Below are 20,262 nucleotides of genomic sequence, written 5' to 3' on the forward strand. Positions count from 1 at the left end.
ATAAGGTAACAGGGATTGGGGAAAATTCCACTATTTTTAGAATTTTTAATTCCTTATTGTTGCCGACTTTCGATATTGGCTCGGAGTAACCCCTTCATATTCCTTAAATAGTTTAATAAAATATTTTGAAGTCGTATAGCCAACGTCCTCTGCTATTTGAGCAACCGGTAAATCAGAGGATATCAATAAATTTTTTGCTTTTTGTAATCGAGTCCGTGTTACATATTCACTAAAATTCATGTTTGCTTTTTCTTTAAACAAGACGCTAAAATAGCTAGTACTTAAATTAACGTGAGCTGCAGCTTCTGTTAATGTAATTTGGGAGTCAACATGAGCATCTACATATTCCATTGCTTTTTTAATAAGGGAACCTTCTTTTTGATCTTCTATTTTTAAATGGGCCAACTTTTCATCGACTACTTTTTTTAGAATACCTGCTTTCTCAAGGTTTTCCCCCACTTCTAACGCTTTTTCCACTTCTTCAATGAGCTTTCGTTTCATAATCGGTTTTAAAAGATAGCTTAAAACACCTAATTGAATCGCTTCCTGTGCATAACTAAATTCTGGATAAGCAGATATCACAATCACAACGGGAGACTGATTGTTTTCTTTTAACGTTTTTACCATTTGTAATCCTGTCATTTCAGGCATACTAATATCTGTTATTAATAAAGAAATTTTTTGCTGGCCAAGAATCTTCATCGCTTGCTGAGCGCTTTCCGCACTTAAAATTTCATATTTTCCTTCAGCCCATACTTCTAGTGTTTTTTTAAGTCCTTGCCTTGTTCTCGGCTCATCATCCACGATTAATAATGTTTTTTTCATTTCCAATACCCCTCTCCATCGGTATTTCAAATGTTATGCATGCGCCTTTATTAAGCTCGCTGCTTATGGATATTCCTCTTATGTTTTGATCTTCGTAATAAAGCTGCAATCGTTTATGAACATTAGCAATCGCCATCCCATTTCGTTTTGCTGTTGAAACCTTTCCAGATTCCAAGGACTCGACGATCCTTTTAATGGTTTCTTTTGTCATACCGATTCCATTATCTTTTACTTGAATTACGAGATTGTTTGATTTCTTTAATGGCTCAACGATAACGGATACAGAGCCTTGGTCCATTTTATTGCTAACTCCGTGTAAAATCGCATTTTCCACTAAAGGTTGTATTAACAGCTTCGGAATTGGAATATTCTCATATTCACTTGGAACTGAGATGTTTCCTTTAAAGCGGTCACCAAATCGCATATTCATAATTTGCATATAACGCTCAATATGATCGAGCTCTTGTTTAACCGTCACCCATTCATCATTATTTTGCGCACTAATTGTATAACGAAACAGCTCAGACATCGCAATCACCAATTCCGCTAATTCTTCCTCTTCTTTATCCTCAAGCGACCAATACAAGGAATCTAACGTGTTAAACAAAAAGTGAGGATCAATTTGCGCCTGCAGTGCTTTTAATTCTGTCCGACTGCGAATTAATTCTTTCTCATAGACTACTTGAATTAAGTGATTCGTATGTTCTACCAGCTCGTTGTATGTTTCATTTAATTGATTGATTTCAACTGTTGAAGAAATTTCCGAGTTAAGCGTTAACTTTCCATCATCGGTTTTCCTCATTGCTTTCGTCAGCTTGAAAATAGGACGTGTAATCATCGTCGAAAGCAAATAAGAAAAGAACAGAAAAATAAGAAAGCCCATCGCACCGGAAAAAATAACCGCTGCCTTTAAGACTGAAATTCCATTCATTAAGAGTGATACAGGTGTTAAAATGATAAGCGTCCAACCCGTTAGATTTGATTTTTCCTTCACCAACATGTATTCGCTTTCATTCAATTCAATTGTTTGCCGCATTTCTATAACAAGCGGCTCCGGATCGCCTTCGTAATTAGATGCAATGGGTTCATATGTTTGATCGAAAAGAACCATATACTGATTTTTTTGATTTTCAGTAAGCTGAAAATAATCTGATTTTATGTGCATGAGTAAATATCCTCCGTTTGAAAACCAGCGCTCAATTAAACTAATTCGTCTTAACGCTAGAAACGAAGTTGGATCTTTCGGGTCTTTGCCAACCCAAACAAGCTTTCCTTTTGCTTTATCGGCCTGTTCAATCCATTTTGAATCAACAACATTCGTTAACTGGCCTTCATCCAAAGGAATGACTCGATTACCACTATTCGTGTAAACCTCAAACGAACTAATGACATTCGAATAAGCTCCAAGGTTAAGTGTTAGCTGCATAAGTTCCTGCCTTTCGCGATATGTCATAGGTTGTCCATTCACTTCATTTGTAAAAAGCTGCTGCAGAAATGAATTGGTTGCCACTTGCTGTGATAATAGATCAATTTGTTGATACAATGACTCAATTCGTCCATTCGCTTGAACAGCTGTTTCCTGAATCTGCTTTTCCGCATTCTGTTTTAGTAAACTTGACACTGAGTTAAACGTCGCAACCCCAACAAACAATAAAACAATGACCATGACAAACAAAAAAACAATTAAAATTTGATTTCTTAGCGTATTGTACTTACCTAATAATTTCATGATGTTTCATCCTTTTGTCCATCCATTTCGTTTCAATATTTTTTAAAAACATTATATCACTTTTAAATTAGTTTGTTTATCAATTAAATAAACTTTATAATGGTAATAGAAACATTACATATAGTGTATATCATTTATTGGTGGTGAAAATATGAACGTAACCGGAAATATTCAATTAGTAAAAAAAATGAACAAATCAATTGTTCTTCAGATGATTAAAGATTTTTCTCCGATTTCTCGGGCTGATATTTCACAAAAAGCAGGCCTTAACAAAGGAACAGTTTCTTCATTAGTTAGTGAATTAATTGATGAAAATCTAATTTATGAACAAGGTCCTGGTAAATCAAGCGGCGGCAGACGTCCAGTGATGCTGCTGTTTAATGAAAAGGCAGGCTATTCAATCGGAATTGATCTTGGTGTTAATTATATTCTAGGAATTTTAACTGATCTTCAAGGAAAAATTGTAAAAGAGAAAGAAATTCCTTTATTAAGCAATGATTATAATTCTACTTTTAAACAGTTAACTGAAGTCATTGATTTTCTACGGTTCTCAGCTCCTGAAAGTCCGTATGGAGTAGTCGGAATTGGTCTCGGTGTTCCTGGAAGCGTGAATCATAAAGGTGAAATTTTACTTGCTCCAAACTTAGAATGGAAAAATAAAGACATAAAAGCTCAATTAGAAGCAATGTATCAACTTCCAATTATTATTGAAAATGAGGCAAACGCTGGAGCATATGGCGAAATGCGTTTTGGAGCTGATCAAGATGTGGAAGAACTTATTTATATTAGTGCCGGAATTGGGATTGGTGTAGGATTAATTTTTAAAGGAGAGCTTTACAGTGGATTTAACGGCTTTGCAGGGGAAATGGGTCATATGGTCATAGAAACTAACGGCAAACAGTGCCGCTGTGGAAGTAAAGGCTGTTGGGAATTATACGCTTCTGAACATGCAGTTCTTGAAAAAGCAAACAACAGCACACTTCACGATCAATTAAACCTCCAAGATCAATCAAAAATCAAGCTAAAAATGCTCATTGATTTAGCGGAACAAAATAATGAGAACGCGATTCAACTTTTTGAAGAAGTAGGTACCTTTTTAGGAATAGGTATTAATAATATTATTAATACCTTTAATCCACAAAAAATTATTATTGGAAATCGCTTATCAGCGGCTGCTAAATGGTTGATGCCATCTGTTCAACAAGAGATTAGTGAACGAACGTTAACATTTTCTAAAAGTGACCTTAAGGTAGAATTCTCCAAGCTTATGACGTACGCAGCATCACTCGGAGCTGCAGCTTTTATAGCGGAAAATTTTCTAAATCCACCCGAAAATAATGAAGGGCTTGCAAGTAAATAATTAAGAGGGGGTGCCCAAAAGCATAGCTTTTAGGCACCCCTTTTTTAATGGTTTAGAAAACCCCTGGCTATGCCGGGGGTTTTCTAAACCATTAAAAAAAAGCTTGTAGAGAAAAACACTAGGTTTCTCTACAAGCTGAATGCCCTTTATTTTTTTATTTCTTCAAGCTCTCTTCGATTAACTGACCTAGGTAGAGAACCTTGGGATATACCTGTTGCTGCAATATCTCTTTTATAGAATCCTCCAAGTTGGTTGATAGAATGAGGTTTCCTGTCAGGTACTTTCATCTTACAAAATGGAGCACACTGGGGTCATTTTTTATTTAAAGACCATATTCGACATTTAATATCTAATACACCAGGCACCTGTGAAATATGAAACAAAATGCTTCTCATTACTGACTTTGTTTCACAATATGATCAGCCAATCTTATTGCTAAAGCAACGGTGGAAAGTGTTGGATTCGCGGCAGCTAGTGTTGGTAGTACACTATTATCGGCAACATATAGACCCTTAACGCCATGAATTTGGCCGAAACGATTTGTAGCTGAAGTTTCTGGATCAATACCCATTCGGCATGTACATGACTCATGAAAATCGGCTCCTGGTGGTAACATGGTTGGCTCGCCATCAAGTCTTACTCCCATTGCGATAGCGGTTTGGAAAATCCCTTCATACATCTGATAGATTACTACCCTATCATTTTCACTATATGCAAAGGTAATTTGATTCATTGGGACTCCATATTCATCCCGTACATCCGGGTCTATAAAAACTCTATTTTCAGGGCGTGATTCAACCCTGCCGAACGTTACATAAGTTACTCCAAGCTCTTCAGGAAGTACTTTTTCTTCAAATTGTTGGTACACAAAATAACGATCAGGTCCTAATATTTGAATCAGATACGGTGTATGCTTCGTTTCATACTTATACAGTGCCAAATTTCCGATAGTTTCAGGAAACTGATTACGGCTTATTTTTCCATGTGCTCGGATGAACGAATGGTTCGTTAAATAACGTCCTATCGATCGACCTTTTATACTAGAATTCAACAATAGTCGTGGAGTCTCTAATGCACTAGCTGAAATTACGATATTTTTAGCACGAATCGTATAGTTTTTCTTTTCTGGTGAAATCACATTAACACCTGCTACTTTTCCTTTCTCAACAAACACTTTAGTAGTGTATGCGTTTAATGCTAAATCAAACGGGCGATTATTTAATGCATAAGCAAGAAAATAAATGGAACTAAACCACGCATTAGAGTGAATCTCACCAAATCGGGATCTACTCATATCAATAGCAAGCGGATAATCCTTTACTTCTGAAATTCCATTAAAAACAAGTCGCTTCCAAAGAACATCTTGCATGGAGGAACCCTTAGCGTAAGCAGTTGTAATATTCATAACCTTTTCAGCGAGCCTGAAATATACATCCATTTCTATTGGATGGACAGGCCATTTTTTCAATTCAAATAATGGGGGACGAGGACAGCCCGCATTTCAAAATAATGTTCTTCCACCCAGAGCAAACACCTGCCTAGCACCAGAAAATTGAGGGAGTCGTTCACCAACTGGTGTTGAATTATCAGGTAATAATTGACCCCACATCCGATCATTATTCATTGTAGGAATATTTAAAGCATGAGAATGAAATAGCTTGTTTCCCTTTTCAAGAATCCCTATTTTCTTCGCACTCCGATTTTTCCACTGCTCGCATAACCGATAAAGTGTAGCCCCTCCACCTGCACCACTTCCGACAATTAGAACGTCATATATATTATTTTCCATTTGTTCCAATGACTTTGTCGGTATCCAATTATTCGGATAATCCCACACTTTCTTCACATCCCTTCCATTACATATATAACTTATCTTATTAAAAGGAAAGGCTTAAGCATGACTGTTTTTTGCAATCTGGTGATTAGCACCCGTGGAACACGGTGACAGCGTACTATGTCATGATTTGATTGATATGGTTTCTTGTTATTAATATAGGGGCCACATCGCCATCAAGCTAACACTGACGAATGCTTAGAGTAGAGCCGTTTCTGCAAAAAAAATGTCTATAATACTGAAGAAAATTGTGAATACATACTGACAAAACTAAAGATTCCATCTGTCACCGTAGGAGACTGGGTGGCGCATCGACCTAATATCGTTAATGGATGGTATTGAGATACCCAGAGCGTATCGTAATTGGCAATAGACTAGCAAAAGCGAAAAAGTGGTTAAAAAAACCGATAAGAACTATTGTTGAAGAAAAAGCACTGCACTTCAATCAAATGGATTTTACAATTGAGTTTTCAAATCTCTCATTCTATGCTGCTGCATTAGGTGTTTCTGCTTTTACAGTTGAGAATTTCTTAAGTATATCTGGAAATAAAAGTGAAGTAATAAACTTATTTTAAAGAAGAAACCTTCCAGCAATAATTGCGGAAGGTTTTTTAGGGTATAAATTTTTTCACTCTTCACAAAATATTTTTTATGATGAAAAAAGACAGGTTCAACAACAAGTGAACTCTGTCTAAAATAAAAGTCAACGGTCAGAGGTATCTCAAAAACAGCTCCCCTTATTATATATTTATGCTGATTTATTCCATATTTTTTCAACCTGCTCAAGGGTTTTACCTTTAGTTTCAGGAACAAATTTCCAAATAAATAGAGCTGAAAGGACACTCATTAGACCATAGAAGCCATAAGTCATGCCACCACTAAATTCCATCATCATTGGATAAGTAGATGAAATTAAATAGTTTGCACTCCATTGAGCCGCTACAGCAATCGCAACTGCCTGACCACGGATTTTGTTAGGGAAAATCTCAGAAATTAATACCCAACAAATTGGTCCCCATGACATCATGAATGATGCCGTGTATACAATAATAAATATTAAAGTACTAATTCCAATAATATTTGAAAAAGCCATACCTGAAACACCAAACATTCCAATAGCCATTCCAATGGAACCTACTATTAATAAAGGCTTACGTCCCCATCTATCGACAGTTAAGATGGCAACAATCGTAAAGACCGTATTAATGAGACCCATAACAATCGTTTGTAACATGGAAGCATCTTTTGCTGCCCCCATGCTTTCAAAAATACGTGGAGCATAATACAATGCGACGTTAATTCCAACAAACTGTTGGAATACAGAAAGCATAATGCCGATAATGATAACTAATTTCCCGTAAGAAAATAACTTTTTAGAAGAAAATGATTTTTCAACAGAAATGCTCACTGTTTGTTTAATTTCATGAAGAATAGATTTCGCTGCTGAAGAACCATTTATCTTTGTTAAAATATCTAAAGCTCGATCATCCTGATTATTTAAAGCTAAGTAACGTGGTGTTTCTGGAACAAAAAGTAAAAGTATAGAAAACAATAGAGCTGGAATAGCTTCTGAAGCAAACATATATCTCCAACCGATATCATTAATCCATTCTAATGTTTGTCCATTGGCAATATTCCAGTTTACAAAGTAAACAACTAACATACCAAAAATGATTGTAAATTGATTAAAAGATACCAATCGACCACGAATATTAGCAGGCGCAATTTCGCCGATATACATTGGACAAATCGCGGAAGCTAAACCAACACCAATTCCACCGATAATTCGATACATATTAAAGGTAAATAGTAATGAAAGAGTGGGTTCACCTTTTGTAAAAAATAAAAATTCAGGATAAGCAGAACCTAAGGCTGATATTAAGAAAAGGACAGCTGCTATAATAAGTGAATTCCTGCGGCCAAATTTAGATGCAAAATAACCTGACATTAACCCTCCGATAATACAGCCTATTAATGCACTTGAAATTGTAGCTCCGTGCACTAACGGTCCTAAATTCAAACTATCAATAAAATAAGCTTCTAATGATTTTTCAGCCCCTGATACCACTGCAGTATCATACCCGAAAAGCAAGCCTCCAATAGCAGCTACCAGAGTAATTGCCGTAACATAAAATGAATTTTGTCGTTTCATAGTTCTTTTAAAGGCAGATTTTAATAACAAAATCGAAAGTGATCTATGCTATCCTTATCATTAGTCCTGAAGCGTTTTCAAATTTAACCGCAAACATCGATAAGATTAACGGATCACTTTCAAAAGCTTACTTTTCATCATTAAATATTGAAAATCTGCCTTTATCCTCCTCTCTTTTTAATTTCTTTAACATTTACAATAATTATTCATTTAACTTTGTTTCTTCAATTACACAAATGTAAATTTAAAGCTAGTTTTGACTGTAATATATAAACTCGATTTATTTCTTCAACATGTGAAATAAATCAAATGATATCTCATCCTTTACCTGTTTTATGCCACATTAATGGCAAATTTCTTTTGTATATTTCTTCTAATAAAGAAATAAAATTGGGATCGAGCTTTAATCTTGTTGCTTGAATACAAACGCTAATTAAAAATTGGTTACTTAAACTCGAAATCATTATTTAATACCCCACTCTTGAACCAATACCTTTTTTAAGACATGTTGGTAGTTCAAATTGAACTTATATAGTTACACACAAATCGATTAGTAGAATTAGGATCTTCGAATTTTACATGATTAACATTTTTAAAATAACTCATTTTCACTCCTCCATAATTTTTTTTAAAATTAATAACTTTGCCCATTAAATTGGCATTTGACTACTACATAACACAGCTGATGTTATCGTTTCCAATTTCATAATCCTAAACCCAATAAAATATGGAACCTCTGTCTAAAACATAATGTCCTCCCCTAACTCATTCAGCTTTCAACTAGATTTTATCACCAATAACTTAGTTTGTCCAGTATATAAACTAAGTTATTTTTCCTACTCTTTACTGTGTTATAAAAGAAATAAATATTCATAAAAAAGATTATCCTGTTATTGAAAACTCATAAACATTGACGATAACACAACCTGTGAAGCAAATTCTGGGTCACTATTATATTCAATCGCAAGAAGCACGACAATTAATGCAGAAGGAACAGCACTTGAAACAACTAAAACTTGTGCCATCACACCTGATATTCCTATATAATAAAACCAAGCTGTATGCAGCAGCTTGTCCAACAATGAGACGAATGAAATTAAAAGATTTTCCCGACAATTTGTACGTCGATTTCAACTTCAACTATTTCTTTAAAAATAAGCACGGGAATAAAAAGAACAAACATCAATTTAGCAAATATCTTCACATTAAAGCTGTATTTCTTCTGCAGCATAATACCAATTGATATCATCAGAACTAATAGAATAATATGGTTGTACAAAATATGCAAAATAACAGACACTTTTTTTTCCTTCTCCCTGAATATTTAAAAGCTTATACAATAAATGATACGCTTACAATTTCTAATCCACAAGCTTTTTGATTAAGCTATTAATCTATCTAGCATTTTTGTATTCAATTTAGTTGTATAAGCATTTCAAGTAATTACTTATTTATGATAAAAAAGAAGGAGCTATCTCAAAAGCATAGAATCAGACCCTATTAAGACAGCCCCTTCTTCCCTATTATCCTTAATATGGACCGCGAATATTTTTATGAACATCAAATTGATAGAAAGCTTTAAGCTGCTTCATTTCTTCAGCATTAAATGAAGGCACATCCAACGCTTGTAAATTATCTTCAACTTGTTTCACTGTTTTAAAGCCTGGAATAACAGTCGAAACAGCTTCATGCTCTAAAATCCAGCGAAGCGCCGCTCTTGTCATACTACCTCGTCCTTCACTAATCCATTTTAGCTTCTCGCTCAGTTCAACTCCTTTTTCAAATTGGAGACCGGCAAACGTTTCACCGACATTAAACATTTCACCATTGCGGTTAAAATGACGATGATCATCTTGTTCAAAGTTTGCATCTTTACTAAATTTTCCTGTTAACAGTCCACTTGCAAGCGGAACGCGCGCTAAAATGCCAACACCGTTCTCTTTAGCTTGTGGAAATAGTTTATCAACAAGCTTTTGACGGAAAAGGTTAAAGATTACTTGAAGCGTGCGAACATTTGGGTTTTCCATACAGAAAAGTCCTTCTTCTACTGTTTCCACACTTACTCCGTAATGACGAATCTTTCCTTCCTGCTGTAATTGATCAAGCACTTCAAATACTTTACCCTGTTTTAAAATTTCAAGCGGAGGACAATGAATTTGGTATAAATCGATCCGCTCACGATTTAAACGCTTTAAGCTTGCTTCACAATAAGCGCGAACCGATTTTTCTGAATAAGTTGCCGGATCATAAATATCCCCAGCACGGCAAAACTTTGTTGCAATATAGATCTCATCTTCTTTGCCTTTTGTTGCTTTAGCGAGAAGTTCCTCACTATGTCCATCTCCATATACGTCAGCTGTATCAAAAAAGTTAACACCAGCTTCCATTGCTTTATGAAGCCCTTTTAATGCTTCTTCATCATTTGTTTTTCCCCAAGCTCCACCAATTGCCCATGTGCCGAAACTTAATTCACTTACCTTTAAGTCCGTACTTCCTAATTGATGATAATTCATTTTTTAACCCTCCATTTATTATTCATTCTGAAAAACACTCAACTTCAATAACATACTGATCACAACAATTTTCTCTCTATTTGTTTCAGATCCTTCTGTTTGAATAATAACAATAGCTTCCCCATCTGCAGTATCTGATCGATAAACTCTTGGTAATCCCCCCTCTCTAAAAAATAAATAACTTTAAATTGATTATAACAACACAAACTTAGTTTGCATATTAATCAAACTAAGTTTGTGGTCATTTTTAGAGTATTTGTTAGAATAAACTAAAATAACAACATATCCTAGTATTCGTATTAACACTATAATGAATATGTTTAATCGGCACCAATAACAAAAAGAGAGTCCAACAGCTAGTGGAAACTCCCTTTATTTCAGCTTAGTCTATTTTATCCCATTAGCCGCAATAACCTCTTTATACCAATAGAAGCTCGGTCTCAAAGCCGGTAATCAATACTTAAGTGTCTTTATTAAGCGATTTTCTTTTTTCTAAAAAGCGATCTCGATACTGTTTTGGCGTCATATCCTCATATCTTTTAAAAATTTTAATAAAATAACTTGTTGTTTGGTAGCCTACTTGTTCTGAAATTTCATCAAGACCTATATCTGAAACAATAAGTAATTCTTTAGCTTTTTTTATTCTTTGAGTTGTGACAAATTCACTATACGTGCTGCCTGTCTCTTCTTTAAATAAAACACTAAAGTAACTTGAATTAAGATGAACATACTGTGCTGTGTCTTTAATGGTTAGTGGTTTATCTAAATTATTATCAATGTATTTAATAGCACTTTCAATACTAGGATTATTTATTTTATTATAATTCGAATCTCCTTTCTGCATCCCATGTTCTTCAAGAAGAAACGTTCCTAATATTGATTTTTTTTTCTTTTCCGATGCTTTTAATGCTTTTTCAACAGCCTCTATTAGTTGCTCTTGCTGAATTGGCTTTAATAAATAATCGATTGCTCCAAGCTGTAAACCTTTCTGTGCGTATTCAAATTCCGCAAATCCTGTAAGCAAGATACTAATCACATCATTATTTTCTTCCCTTAATGTTTCAAGAAGTTCAATTCCATTCATAAGAGGCATACGTATATCTGTGATTAACAAATCATAAGCACGTTTACGAAGATATTCAAGTGCAGATAAGCCATTCTCAGCTCTATCTACATCCCATTGCCCTTTTCCCCATTGTTGAAGGGTTAAAGAGACACCCATTCTTGTGTTATGTTCGTCATCTACAACTAATATTGTAGGAGAATACATTTTTCTATCAGCTCCTTGCGGGTATTCGCAGCCCCACTGTTGTTCCTTTATTCAAATGACTATTAATTTCTAAACCAAATTCTTCCCCATAATGTAATTGAATAAGCTTATGAATGTTAAATAATCCAATTCCAGTTCCTTTTGAGATAAACTTATGGTTTTCTTCGTTTCGTAATCTCATCTGGATCTCTTTTACACGTTCCTCTTTCATACCGATACCATCATCGTTAATAATAAATAAGATAACTCCTTTTTCTTCTTTTACTATCAATTTAACTACACCACTGTTACCCTTTGGCTCAATACCATGAATAATCGCATTTTCTATTAGTGGCTGAATTGTTAATTTTGGAATTTTATATTGTTTTGTATTTTGATTGGCATCTATTTCAACATGAAGCCGATCATGAAAGCGCATTTTCATAATGTCTGTATAACGCTTTACCTGCTCAATTTCTTCTTCAATAGAGACAAAACCTTCTTGTCCATTTGATTGAATAGTATATCGAAATAAATTTGCAAGCGTTATTACAAACTTAGAAAGTTCTTTTTCTCCTTTACCGATAAGAGACCAATATAATGAATCTAATGTATTAAATAAAAAATGTGGATTAATTTGAGAATGAAGCGCTTTAATTTCACTTTTGTTTTTCATAATCTCTTTTTCATACACAGACTTAAATAAATAATTAATTTGTCTTACCATTTTATTGTACATCCTATTTAATTGATTCATTTCACGATTAAAATAATAGTCTGGATTTTCTGTTAACACACCATTTTTTCCGCTTTGCATTACCTGTGTTAACCTCTTAATTGGGGATGTAATAAATAAAGAAAGATAGTATGATAATATCGAAAATAAAATTACACTTAGAATACTCGATAAAATTAGAACAAATTGTAAAAATTCAACTCCTTTTGTTACTTCTTTTTTAGGCATTAAAATTTCCAGCGTCCAATTTGGTGCTTCTATTGTTTTTTTGATCGTAACATACTCATTTTTTTGTGGTGAAATATCGCTGTTTGATAAAAGAGGGGTATTTCTTTTTCCGGTAGAAATAATGTTATTTTCTCCATCCAGCAAATATATGACACTCCCGTTCATTTCTGCAATATCTTTTCTGATAAATTCGATTAAGGAGGGTTTTACTTGAACTACTAAATAACCACCTTTTTGATATCGCATTTTTTCTAATCGAATTTGCCGAACAGCTATTAAATAGTTTGGATTTTCTGGATCACGTCCAATCCAAACAAGATCACCAACATTTTGTATAGTATTTGCTTCTGCAACATGCAGCTCTCCAACCCTTTCTTCAATCGACTTATCTACCACAGGATAAATGCTTTGCGAAACAGAAAATAATTCAATTTCGTTAATTGTTTCTGAATAAGCGCTAGTATTTATTAAAATTTTTCTCATTGCCATTCGTTCATCAAAAGAAGCGGTTGGGCCATTCAATTCATTTTCCAGAATTTCTTGAATACGATCATCTGTCGCAAGTTGAAGCGTCAGTACATTGACTTCATTTAAAAGGGCTTCTAAACGCCCACTTATTTGCACTCCAATTTCATCTATATATTGTACAGCATTTTCTTTTTGTACTTTTGATAGTATTAAATATGAAATACCAATGGTTAACATTAATACAACCATCATTACTATAATAAAGCCAAAGAATATTTGTCCTCTCGTTCGATCAATTCCTATTTTTTTTAATAACTTCAACTGTAAATCATCCTTGTCTTCACTCTTTTAAGTATTCTTTAAATGTAAGCACCATCGCTATCACTGCAAGTAAAATACCCTATAAATAGTGTACCTCACCCATAGCAATTCAATGCTTTTTCAAGAATTACATCATTTTTTATGATCGAATTATATTACATGATTAGTTTAAATTCAAAGCATGCCTAATCAATTATATTATAAAAACGCACTCCAATTTGAGAAGTACGTTTTTATATGATTTCATTTATGACCAGATAATTGTATTAAAAGATTCTGGTTCTAGATCAAATACATTGGTAGAAGTCCCATCAGAAAGATGAAGCTTTCGAACTTCAGAAAATGGATTTGCAATGACAACAACCTTTTCTCCATTTGGATTTTCAAACGCAACGGCATTACCTGTCCATGGACCTTTTAAATCAATTCGCACCGCTCCCGGTACTACAAAATGTGAAAAGTGTTTCATCACATAGTACTCTGGCTGCACATTCACTTCTTTTGTTTTAGGATCAACCGTAATCATAGAATTTTGTTCCCATCCCCAAGTACTAATCCCCTTTGGTTCCAACACCATGTTCCAATAAATATAACTATTTACGCCATTTACAAAATAATGTCGGTATAAATTATGAACATAGTGAGCATACTCCCACGTATTTTTTCCATCTCCACATTCATTCTCTGTCTGCATGTAGCGCAGCTCTGGATAACTTTGAACATTTTGTTGTAATGCATACTTTCCTGCCCATTGATAACCGACACCTTTAATATATTTATAAGCTTCAGGATCACTTAGTACTTTATTAGCAAGTGAATCATAATCAGAAGATGATTTTTCAAATAATTCATCTACCACTCCATTAATTGTTCCCAGCCAAATTTCTGCCTCAATTCCATGCTTTTCAAAAGTTGGACCTAAATAATCACGGATAAATTCTTGAAGCTGCTCTCCTGTCCAAACACACGATGGAAACTTTTGATCAGCAACTACTTCATTCTGCACATGAATTTGATCAATTTTAATTCCTTCCTTTTCGTATGCCTCTACAAACTTCACAAAATATAAGGCATAAGCCTCTAGTACTTCCTTTTCCCAACGAAGCGTCCCATAATTATAAGCTTTTGGGGATTTCATCCAAGTTGGTGGACTCCAAGGTGATGCAAAAAATTTTAAGTTCGGATTATACTTCAAAGCTTCTTTTATATACGGTATTAAATATTGGCGATCTCTTTCGATAGAAAAATTCGCCATAGAGTAGTCGCCATCCGTTTCATTTAAGCTGTACCACTCCAACGCATAATCGCTTGCTCCAATTGGAAGACGACAAATCGTAAATTTACAATCTCCATCTGAGTGAAATAAATTATAGAAAACATGTGCTCTATCTTCTTCATTCAAATGGCCTAACGCTTCAAAACCTAATTCATTGAAGCAACCACCGAATCCTTCTATTATCTGTTGTTTGTTATCAACCATTGTAAGATTAGAAACACTATCATTGTTAATAATTGATTGTTTTTCATTCCAATATTCCCCGCGCGATGTAGAAATCCATTGTATATTTTTATTATTCAATTCAATCATTCCTTCCAATATTAGATATTAGCTGTGATCTGATCTATTCATACAGATAATTAAATAAGCTTTCTATAAATCTTTTATTATTAGATTTCTTCTGTTTATTTCTTTTTCTAACAAATCAATAAATACTGCAGCAAGATTTAATTGCTTTGATATAACTATCAACAAGCAGTTTGTTACTTAATGAGTGAAGCATTGTTAGACCTCTTATGTTATGTGAGCGGGCGGTAGGATGATCGAAAAGAATTCTCCTATCAATCATTCTACCTACTGCTTTTCTACAAACCTTAAAGACTTTTTACTTTCTTACTTTTTAATAAATAATTATTTAACAATTTTACTTAACTCTTTCTTCACATCAATGTCTGGTTTTGCTACAATTGCTGAGGATGTATTTAAAAATTGATCTGCACGTTTTGAATCAAGATTTTGGTCATAATATCCAAAAAATCCTTCTACATTATTATTAATATAATTGGAATATTCGTAAACTAACGGATTCATCTTTGATTGATCTAACTCCACATTTTTCATTGGACTAATGTCACCTGTTTCATATATTCCCATTCTCTGCTCAGCACTCGTTAAAAATTTAAGTGCTTCAAATGCAGCTTCTTGGTCAGCATTAGCTGATATTGCCATGCCGATACCAAAACCACCATGATAGATATCCTTATTTCCTTTCCCACCCTCTACTGTAGGGAATGAAACAAATCCTACTTTTTCTGCAAATTCCTTATTCTTAACAAATGCTTGAAGAGCCCACTCACCTTGTAAATACATCGCTGCTCGTCCATTTAAAAACAGCGCTTCAGCTGCTGCATAGTCTAAACCAAGAAATCCATTTACAAATCCTTTTTTATTAACCGCTAATTCTTTTAGCTTTTCGCCCGCTTCTACAAAACTCTCTTCTGTAAAATCAATCTCTCCATTTTTAGCTTTCTCAAATGGCTCTGTCCCTCCAATACGTTGTGCCAAATAAGAATACCAATGCAGTATCGGCCAACGGTCTTTACCTGCTACTGTAATCGGGGTAATGTTGTTTTCATTTAACTGATCAACAACTTCTAATAACTCAGTGTACGTGCTTGGTGGTGTTAGACCATTTTCCTCAAAAATTTCTTTGTTATACCATAACGAAACTGCACTTATTCCTAACGGTATGCCATATGTCTTTTCATTAAAAGAAAAAGACTCAAATCCTCCAGGCAGCACATTACTTTTCAACTCTTCATCTTCATTTATCTGTTCAGTAATATCACCAACCAAACCTGTTTCCACTAACGTTTGAAAGGTATCTCCACTCCAATAAGTGAATAAATCGGGTAATTTATTTCCTGCAATAGCAACCTTCATTTTTGTTTTCAAAGACTCATCATCAAAGAACTCTGCGTTAATTTTCAAATCTGCATGTGTATTATTAAATTCTTCCACCGCTTTTTCAACAACTTCTTTATCTTCTGTTTCAACACTCCATAGTGTTAACGTCTTTGCATCCTCACTATTAGAATCTGCAGACTCATTTTTACCACAACCTGCAATAAGTAATGTAAGCATCAATAATAGACTAACAAACTTTTTCATCATTTCTCCTCCTTAGATGTATATCTCATTTTTATAAGCATTATCCTTTAACTGAACCAGCAACAACACCGCTTTGAATATACTTTTGTAAAAACATATATAGAATAATAATCGGTGCTGTTGTAATAACCAGTGCCGCACTTATGAGTGAATAACTAGCGCTAAAGCTGCCTTTGAACATCATAAGTCCAATAGGTAACGTTTTCAATGAATCATCTGAAATCATTACGAGTGGAAAAATAAAATCATTCATAATGCTGAAAAAAGATAAAATTGTAACAGTTGCTAAAATCGGCTTAGATAAAGGTAAATAGATCTTAAAAAAGATCTGATAAATATTACAACCATCCATCACTGCTGCTTCTTCAAGTTCTTTTGGAATTTGTTTAAAGAAACCATAAGCTAAGAAAACTGCGACCGGAAGATTGAACCCGATGTAAGGAAAGAACAATGCCCAAAATGTATCATATACTCCTATTTTGTTCGCCATATTAAAAAGTGGAATAAGTGTACTGTGTATAGGAATTAACATCGCTAAAAAGAACATACCAAGCAGCACTTTTGATCCTTTAAATGGACGAATTGCTAGATAATAAGCAATACATGTTGAGACAATTAGCAAGCCAATTACTGAAAATAATGTAATGTAAATACTATTAAACAAGTAACTGCTTATCCCCTCATTCCAAGCTGTTATAAAGTTTTCAATATGCCACTCTGATGGCAATCCCCATGGATTACTAAAATATTCACTATCAAATTTAAATGAAGATAAGAACATCCAAACAAATGGATAACCTGTAAAGACTAAATGAACTAAGAGAATAAGATAGATACTAAAACGAATAAGCATCTTTTTACTTGAAATGTTTTTTGTTTTTATTCTAGTAACAATTCGAGAATCTTTTGACTTCGTTTCAACGAGTGAGTCCCTCATGTAAATTCTCCTTTCTTTATTGAAACTTAGAAGCACCTTTTCCTAAGGTTTTTGATAACACTAATGCTAGAGCTAATCCGAAGAATAATAAAAAGCTTGAAATCGTACTTCCATAACCGTAATCCATTAATGTAAAAGCATTTTTCATCATATAACTTGCAATAACCTCACTTGAATTATTTGGTCCCCCACCTGTCATTATATAGATAAGATCAAAGTATTTTAGTGAGTTAATCACGCAATTTAAAATAGTAAATGTAAGAACATGCCAGATAAGAGGAATGCGAATTTGGAATAAAATTTGCCATTCACTTGCCCCTTCAACTCTCGCTGACTCAAGCACTTCCTCAGGGATCGTTTGTAAAGCTGCAAAATAAACAACTACATAAAACCCGATGTACTGCCAAGCTACTACAGCAACGACAGAAGCAAGGGCCGTTTTCTCTTCTCCAAGCCAAGCATGAGTCCAATTTTCAAGGCCCAAATTGATAAGCAAATTGTTTAACAATCCATAATTCGGATCAAAAATTTGCGCCCATAAAATTCCAAGTACTGCTGTTGAAAGCATAACAGGTGTAAAATAAATCGTTTTCAAAAAATTAGATCCTTTTAACTTGTAACTTAGCAGCACAGCTAAAAGTAAACCAACAGGAATTTGAACAAATAGTGCACCTAAAGTGAGATATAACGTATTTTTTAAAGAAATCCAAACGATCGGATCTTCAATAAGTCTTTGATAATTTGCAAAACCATTAAATATCTTTTCTGATATGCCATCCCACTCAAAAAAACTATAATAAATACTCATCGTTATTGGTACAATAATTGTTATTAAAAAAATCGCGAGTGCTGGTCCCATAAAGAAAAATCTACTTGACCAACGTTCTAATGCCGTTTCTTTCATTGATAAGCACTCCTTTCATTTAATAAAATGAACAACCTTCCTTTTCTAAAATGAAAACGCCTTACATTATTTATCCTAACCATTACACCGCCTCTCTGTATGCGTTTACAATTATTATTTTATCAACAACTACTCATCATGTGATGAAACATCGTTTAGATAAAATAGTACAATGATTAGGTTCTACTTCACTTGGTTTAAGTAGCTTAAGCAATTTTTGCTATGCTCAAAATTCCCAATGAACTTTTCTTTTTTCCTCTCTCTACTCCTTTAAACAAATAAAAAGCTGCGGAAACACTCCGCAGCTTTTTATATTATTACAATTATCCTCTAAATGGTTTTAACGCTTTATTAAGAGTTTTTGTATTTTCATAGATCATTTTGTAAATTTCAAATAATGCTTTATATGCTTTTACATTATCTTCATTTGGATGAAATTCTTTTACAGTACGAATGAACGTATCGGCACATTCATCAAGCGAAGGAAACCAACCAGCTCCATAAGCCGCAAGCATTGCCGCTCCCATTGCCGGTCCTTGCTCATTTTCTAACTTCACAATCACTGCATCAAAAATATCAGCTTGAATTTGCAGCCATGTCTCATTTTTTGCTCCACCGCCAATCGATACAATAGTTTCAATTTTTTTACCGCTTTCCCGGAAAATATCAATGCTTTCACAAAGAGAAAATGTAATACCTTCAATGACGGCACGGGCAAAGTCAATTCGTTTATGAGAAGCGCTCATTCCAATAAAGCTTCCACGAATATCTGCATCTGCATGCGGGGTACGCTCTCCTGACAAATAAGGTGTATAAAGCAGCCCATTTGCTCCGGCCGGAACATCTTCTAATCCTTGAAGCAATGTTTCAAAATCCTCATTTTGTGCAAATGTATCTTTAAACCAGCTCAAACTGTGACCTGCTGATAACGTAACACCCATTGTATAATAAGCATCTTTTTTCCCGTGATTAAAGTAATGAACTTTCCCTTCAAATTCACGGTCACCGCGCTGTTCATGCGATAAAATAACACCCGAGGTCCCAATGCTGCACAATGTTTTGCCTTCTGATAAAATTCCCGCACCAATTGCGCCGCACGCATTATCAGCACCGCCCGCAAACACTTTTGTTGCTTCAGAAAGACCTGTTTCAAACGCAAACTGTGCTGTAATCGTCCCTACCAAGTGATGTGATTCAACGAGCGGAGGACAAATAGTAAGATCAACACCAAAAAGCTTACACATTTCCTCGCTCCATGCTTTTTTCTGAATATCTAAAAGCAGTGTACCAGCAGCATCCGAATATTCCGCATGAATTTGTCCCGTCATATGGTAGCGCAAATAATCTTTCGGCAGCAAAAAGACAGCCGCTCTCTCAAAGATTTCCGGCTCATTTTCCTGTACCCATAAAAGTTTTGGAAGTGTAAAGCCTTCAAGTGCCGGGTTTTTCGTAATTTCTAACAATCGTTCATTTCCAACTACTTCATAAATTTTCTCACATTGTGCTGTTGTTCTCGTATCATTCCAAAGAATTGCATTTCTTAACACTTCTTTTTCTTCATTAAGAAGCACAAGTCCATGCATTTGACCTGAGAAACTAATTCCTTCAATGCTTGTTACATCGCCGTCAAAACGATCAATAAGCTCTTTAAGAGCAAGCGTTGTTTTTTCAACCCATTCATTAGGCTCCTGTTCGCTATATCCTGATTTTTCATGAAGAAGCGGATAAGCTTGTGACACTTCATCACACACTTCACCATGTTGATTCACTAATAATACTTTGACGGCGCTCGTTCCTAAGTCCACCCCAATTACATATTTCATTTCAACAATCACCC

The 20,262-nt window shown here is 34.5% G+C and carries 19 protein-coding genes; 2 read left to right on the forward strand and 17 right to left on the reverse strand.

The features are described 5' to 3' along the window. Positions 1-45 precede the first annotated feature (45 nt). A complete protein-coding gene (locus tag DS031_RS09420; RefSeq protein ID WP_113805825.1) occupies positions 46-825 on the reverse strand; it encodes a response regulator transcription factor in 780 nt (259 codons plus the stop codon). After that, the gene (locus tag DS031_RS09425) at positions 797-2,554 is read right to left on the reverse strand and encodes a cache domain-containing sensor histidine kinase (RefSeq protein ID WP_113805826.1); all 1,758 of its coding nucleotides are present in this window, start codon (positions 2,552-2,554) and stop codon (positions 797-799) included. Before DS031_RS09425 ends, DS031_RS09420 begins: the two co-directional genes overlap by 29 nt. Before the next feature lie 151 nt (positions 2,555-2,705). On the opposite strand from DS031_RS09425, the gene DS031_RS09430 reads away from it, so the two are divergent. After that, complete coding sequence (locus DS031_RS09430; RefSeq protein ID WP_113805827.1) at positions 2,706-3,914, forward strand: ROK family transcriptional regulator; 1,209 nt, start codon at positions 2,706-2,708, stop codon at positions 3,912-3,914. Between the two features lie 394 nt (positions 3,915-4,308). Here DS031_RS09430 and DS031_RS09435 read toward each other — a convergent pair whose 3' ends face one another. Both DS031_RS09435 and DS031_RS24095 read right to left on the reverse strand, forming a co-directional pair. Then, positions 4,309-5,283 carry a GMC oxidoreductase gene (locus DS031_RS09435; RefSeq protein ID WP_245947306.1) on the reverse strand — a complete coding sequence of 325 codons (975 nt, stop codon included), beginning with the start codon at positions 5,281-5,283 and terminating at the stop codon, positions 4,309-4,311. A 132-nt stretch (positions 5,284-5,415) separates the two neighbouring features. After that, positions 5,416-5,760: a hypothetical protein gene (locus DS031_RS24095; RefSeq protein ID WP_245947308.1), complete on the reverse strand. Its 345-nt coding sequence runs from the start codon at positions 5,758-5,760 to the stop codon at positions 5,416-5,418. Between the two features lie 326 nt (positions 5,761-6,086). On the opposite strand from DS031_RS24095, the gene DS031_RS09440 reads away from it, so the two are divergent. Beyond that, the gene (locus DS031_RS09440; RefSeq protein ID WP_181833079.1) at positions 6,087-6,323 is read left to right on the forward strand and encodes a hypothetical protein; all 237 of its coding nucleotides are present in this window, start codon (positions 6,087-6,089) and stop codon (positions 6,321-6,323) included. A 173-nt stretch (positions 6,324-6,496) separates the two neighbouring features. On the opposite strand, the gene xylE is transcribed toward DS031_RS09440, so the two are convergent. From xylE to xylB, 13 genes are all read right to left on the reverse strand, one after another. After that, a complete protein-coding gene (gene xylE / locus DS031_RS09445) occupies positions 6,497-7,900 on the reverse strand; it encodes a D-xylose transporter XylE (protein WP_113805941.1) in 1,404 nt (467 codons plus the stop codon). A 317-nt stretch (positions 7,901-8,217) separates the two neighbouring features. After that, positions 8,218-8,364: a sporulation histidine kinase inhibitor Sda gene (gene sda / locus DS031_RS24630; protein ID WP_113805829.1), complete on the reverse strand. Its 147-nt coding sequence runs from the start codon at positions 8,362-8,364 to the stop codon at positions 8,218-8,220. 426 nt (positions 8,365-8,790) lie between these two features. Beyond that, positions 8,791-8,928, reverse strand: a complete 138-nt coding sequence (locus tag DS031_RS23360; RefSeq protein ID WP_181833080.1) for a hypothetical protein — start codon at positions 8,926-8,928, stop codon at positions 8,791-8,793. Between the two features lie 68 nt (positions 8,929-8,996). Further along, entirely contained in the window at positions 8,997-9,200 is a 204-nt protein-coding gene (locus DS031_RS09455) for a hypothetical protein (RefSeq protein ID WP_113805830.1), read from the reverse strand. Between the two features lie 229 nt (positions 9,201-9,429). Next, positions 9,430-10,413: an aldo/keto reductase gene (locus tag DS031_RS09460; RefSeq protein ID WP_113805831.1), complete on the reverse strand. Its 984-nt coding sequence runs from the start codon at positions 10,411-10,413 to the stop codon at positions 9,430-9,432. Positions 10,414-10,873: 460 nt separating this feature from the next. Then, entirely contained in the window at positions 10,874-11,683 is an 810-nt protein-coding gene (locus DS031_RS09465) for a response regulator transcription factor (protein WP_113805832.1), read from the reverse strand. 7 nt (positions 11,684-11,690) lie between these two features. Next, complete coding sequence (locus DS031_RS09470) at positions 11,691-13,415, reverse strand: sensor histidine kinase (protein WP_113805833.1); 1,725 nt, start codon at positions 13,413-13,415, stop codon at positions 11,691-11,693. A gap of 247 nt (positions 13,416-13,662) precedes the next feature. Further along, a complete protein-coding gene (locus tag DS031_RS09475) occupies positions 13,663-14,994 on the reverse strand; it encodes a glycoside hydrolase family 30 protein (protein ID WP_113805834.1) in 1,332 nt (443 codons plus the stop codon). Positions 14,995-15,066: 72 nt separating this feature from the next. Continuing rightward, positions 15,067-15,168 carry a sporulation histidine kinase inhibitor Sda gene (gene sda, locus DS031_RS24635; RefSeq protein WP_113805835.1) on the reverse strand — a complete coding sequence of 34 codons (102 nt, stop codon included), beginning with the start codon at positions 15,166-15,168 and terminating at the stop codon, positions 15,067-15,069. A gap of 156 nt (positions 15,169-15,324) precedes the next feature. Continuing rightward, a complete protein-coding gene (locus DS031_RS09485; RefSeq protein ID WP_181833081.1) occupies positions 15,325-16,584 on the reverse strand; it encodes an ABC transporter substrate-binding protein in 1,260 nt (419 codons plus the stop codon). A 40-nt stretch (positions 16,585-16,624) separates the two neighbouring features. Then, on the reverse strand, positions 16,625-17,521 hold the full coding sequence (locus DS031_RS09490) for a carbohydrate ABC transporter permease (protein ID WP_113805837.1): 897 nt from the start codon (positions 17,519-17,521) through the stop codon (positions 16,625-16,627). 16 nt (positions 17,522-17,537) lie between these two features. Further along, a complete protein-coding gene (locus DS031_RS09495; protein WP_113805838.1) occupies positions 17,538-18,425 on the reverse strand; it encodes a carbohydrate ABC transporter permease in 888 nt (295 codons plus the stop codon). Positions 18,426-18,748: 323 nt separating this feature from the next. After that, complete coding sequence (gene xylB / locus DS031_RS09500; protein ID WP_113805839.1) at positions 18,749-20,248, reverse strand: xylulokinase; 1,500 nt, start codon at positions 20,246-20,248, stop codon at positions 18,749-18,751. Between the last annotated feature and the right edge of the window lie 14 nt (positions 20,249-20,262).

This window comes from Bacillus taeanensis (genome assembly GCF_003318295.1).
Classification (GTDB): domain Bacteria; phylum Bacillota; class Bacilli; order Bacillales; family UBA6769; genus Maribacillus; species Maribacillus taeanensis.

Bases quoted from the DNA above. Each gene is read 5' to 3' on its own strand.
- DS031_RS09420 (WP_113805825.1), bottom strand. From the start codon at position 825: ATGAAAAAAACATTATTAATCGTGGATGATGAGCCGAGAACAAGGCAA.
- DS031_RS09425 (WP_113805826.1), bottom strand. From the start codon at position 2,554: ATGAAATTATTAGGTAAGTACAATACGCTAAGAAATCAAATTTTAATT.
- DS031_RS09430 (WP_113805827.1), top strand. From the start codon at position 2,706: ATGAACGTAACCGGAAATATTCAATTAGTAAAAAAAATGAACAAATCA.
- DS031_RS09435 (WP_245947306.1), bottom strand. From the start codon at position 5,283: ATGCAAGATGTTCTTTGGAAGCGACTTGTTTTTAATGGAATTTCAGAA.
- xylE (WP_113805941.1), bottom strand. From the start codon at position 7,900: ATGAAACGACAAAATTCATTTTATGTTACGGCAATTACTCTGGTAGCT.
- sda (WP_113805829.1), bottom strand. From the start codon at position 8,364: ATGATTTCGAGTTTAAGTAACCAATTTTTAATTAGCGTTTGTATTCAA.
- DS031_RS09460 (WP_113805831.1), bottom strand. From the start codon at position 10,413: ATGAATTATCATCAATTAGGAAGTACGGACTTAAAGGTAAGTGAATTA.
- DS031_RS09465 (WP_113805832.1), bottom strand. From the start codon at position 11,683: ATGTATTCTCCTACAATATTAGTTGTAGATGACGAACATAACACAAGA.
- DS031_RS09485 (WP_181833081.1), bottom strand. From the start codon at position 16,584: ATGAAAAAGTTTGTTAGTCTATTATTGATGCTTACATTACTTATTGCA.
- DS031_RS09490 (WP_113805837.1), bottom strand. From the start codon at position 17,521: ATGAGGGACTCACTCGTTGAAACGAAGTCAAAAGATTCTCGAATTGTT.
- DS031_RS09495 (WP_113805838.1), bottom strand. From the start codon at position 18,425: ATGAAAGAAACGGCATTAGAACGTTGGTCAAGTAGATTTTTCTTTATG.
- xylB (WP_113805839.1), bottom strand. From the start codon at position 20,248: ATGAAATATGTAATTGGGGTGGACTTAGGAACGAGCGCCGTCAAAGTA.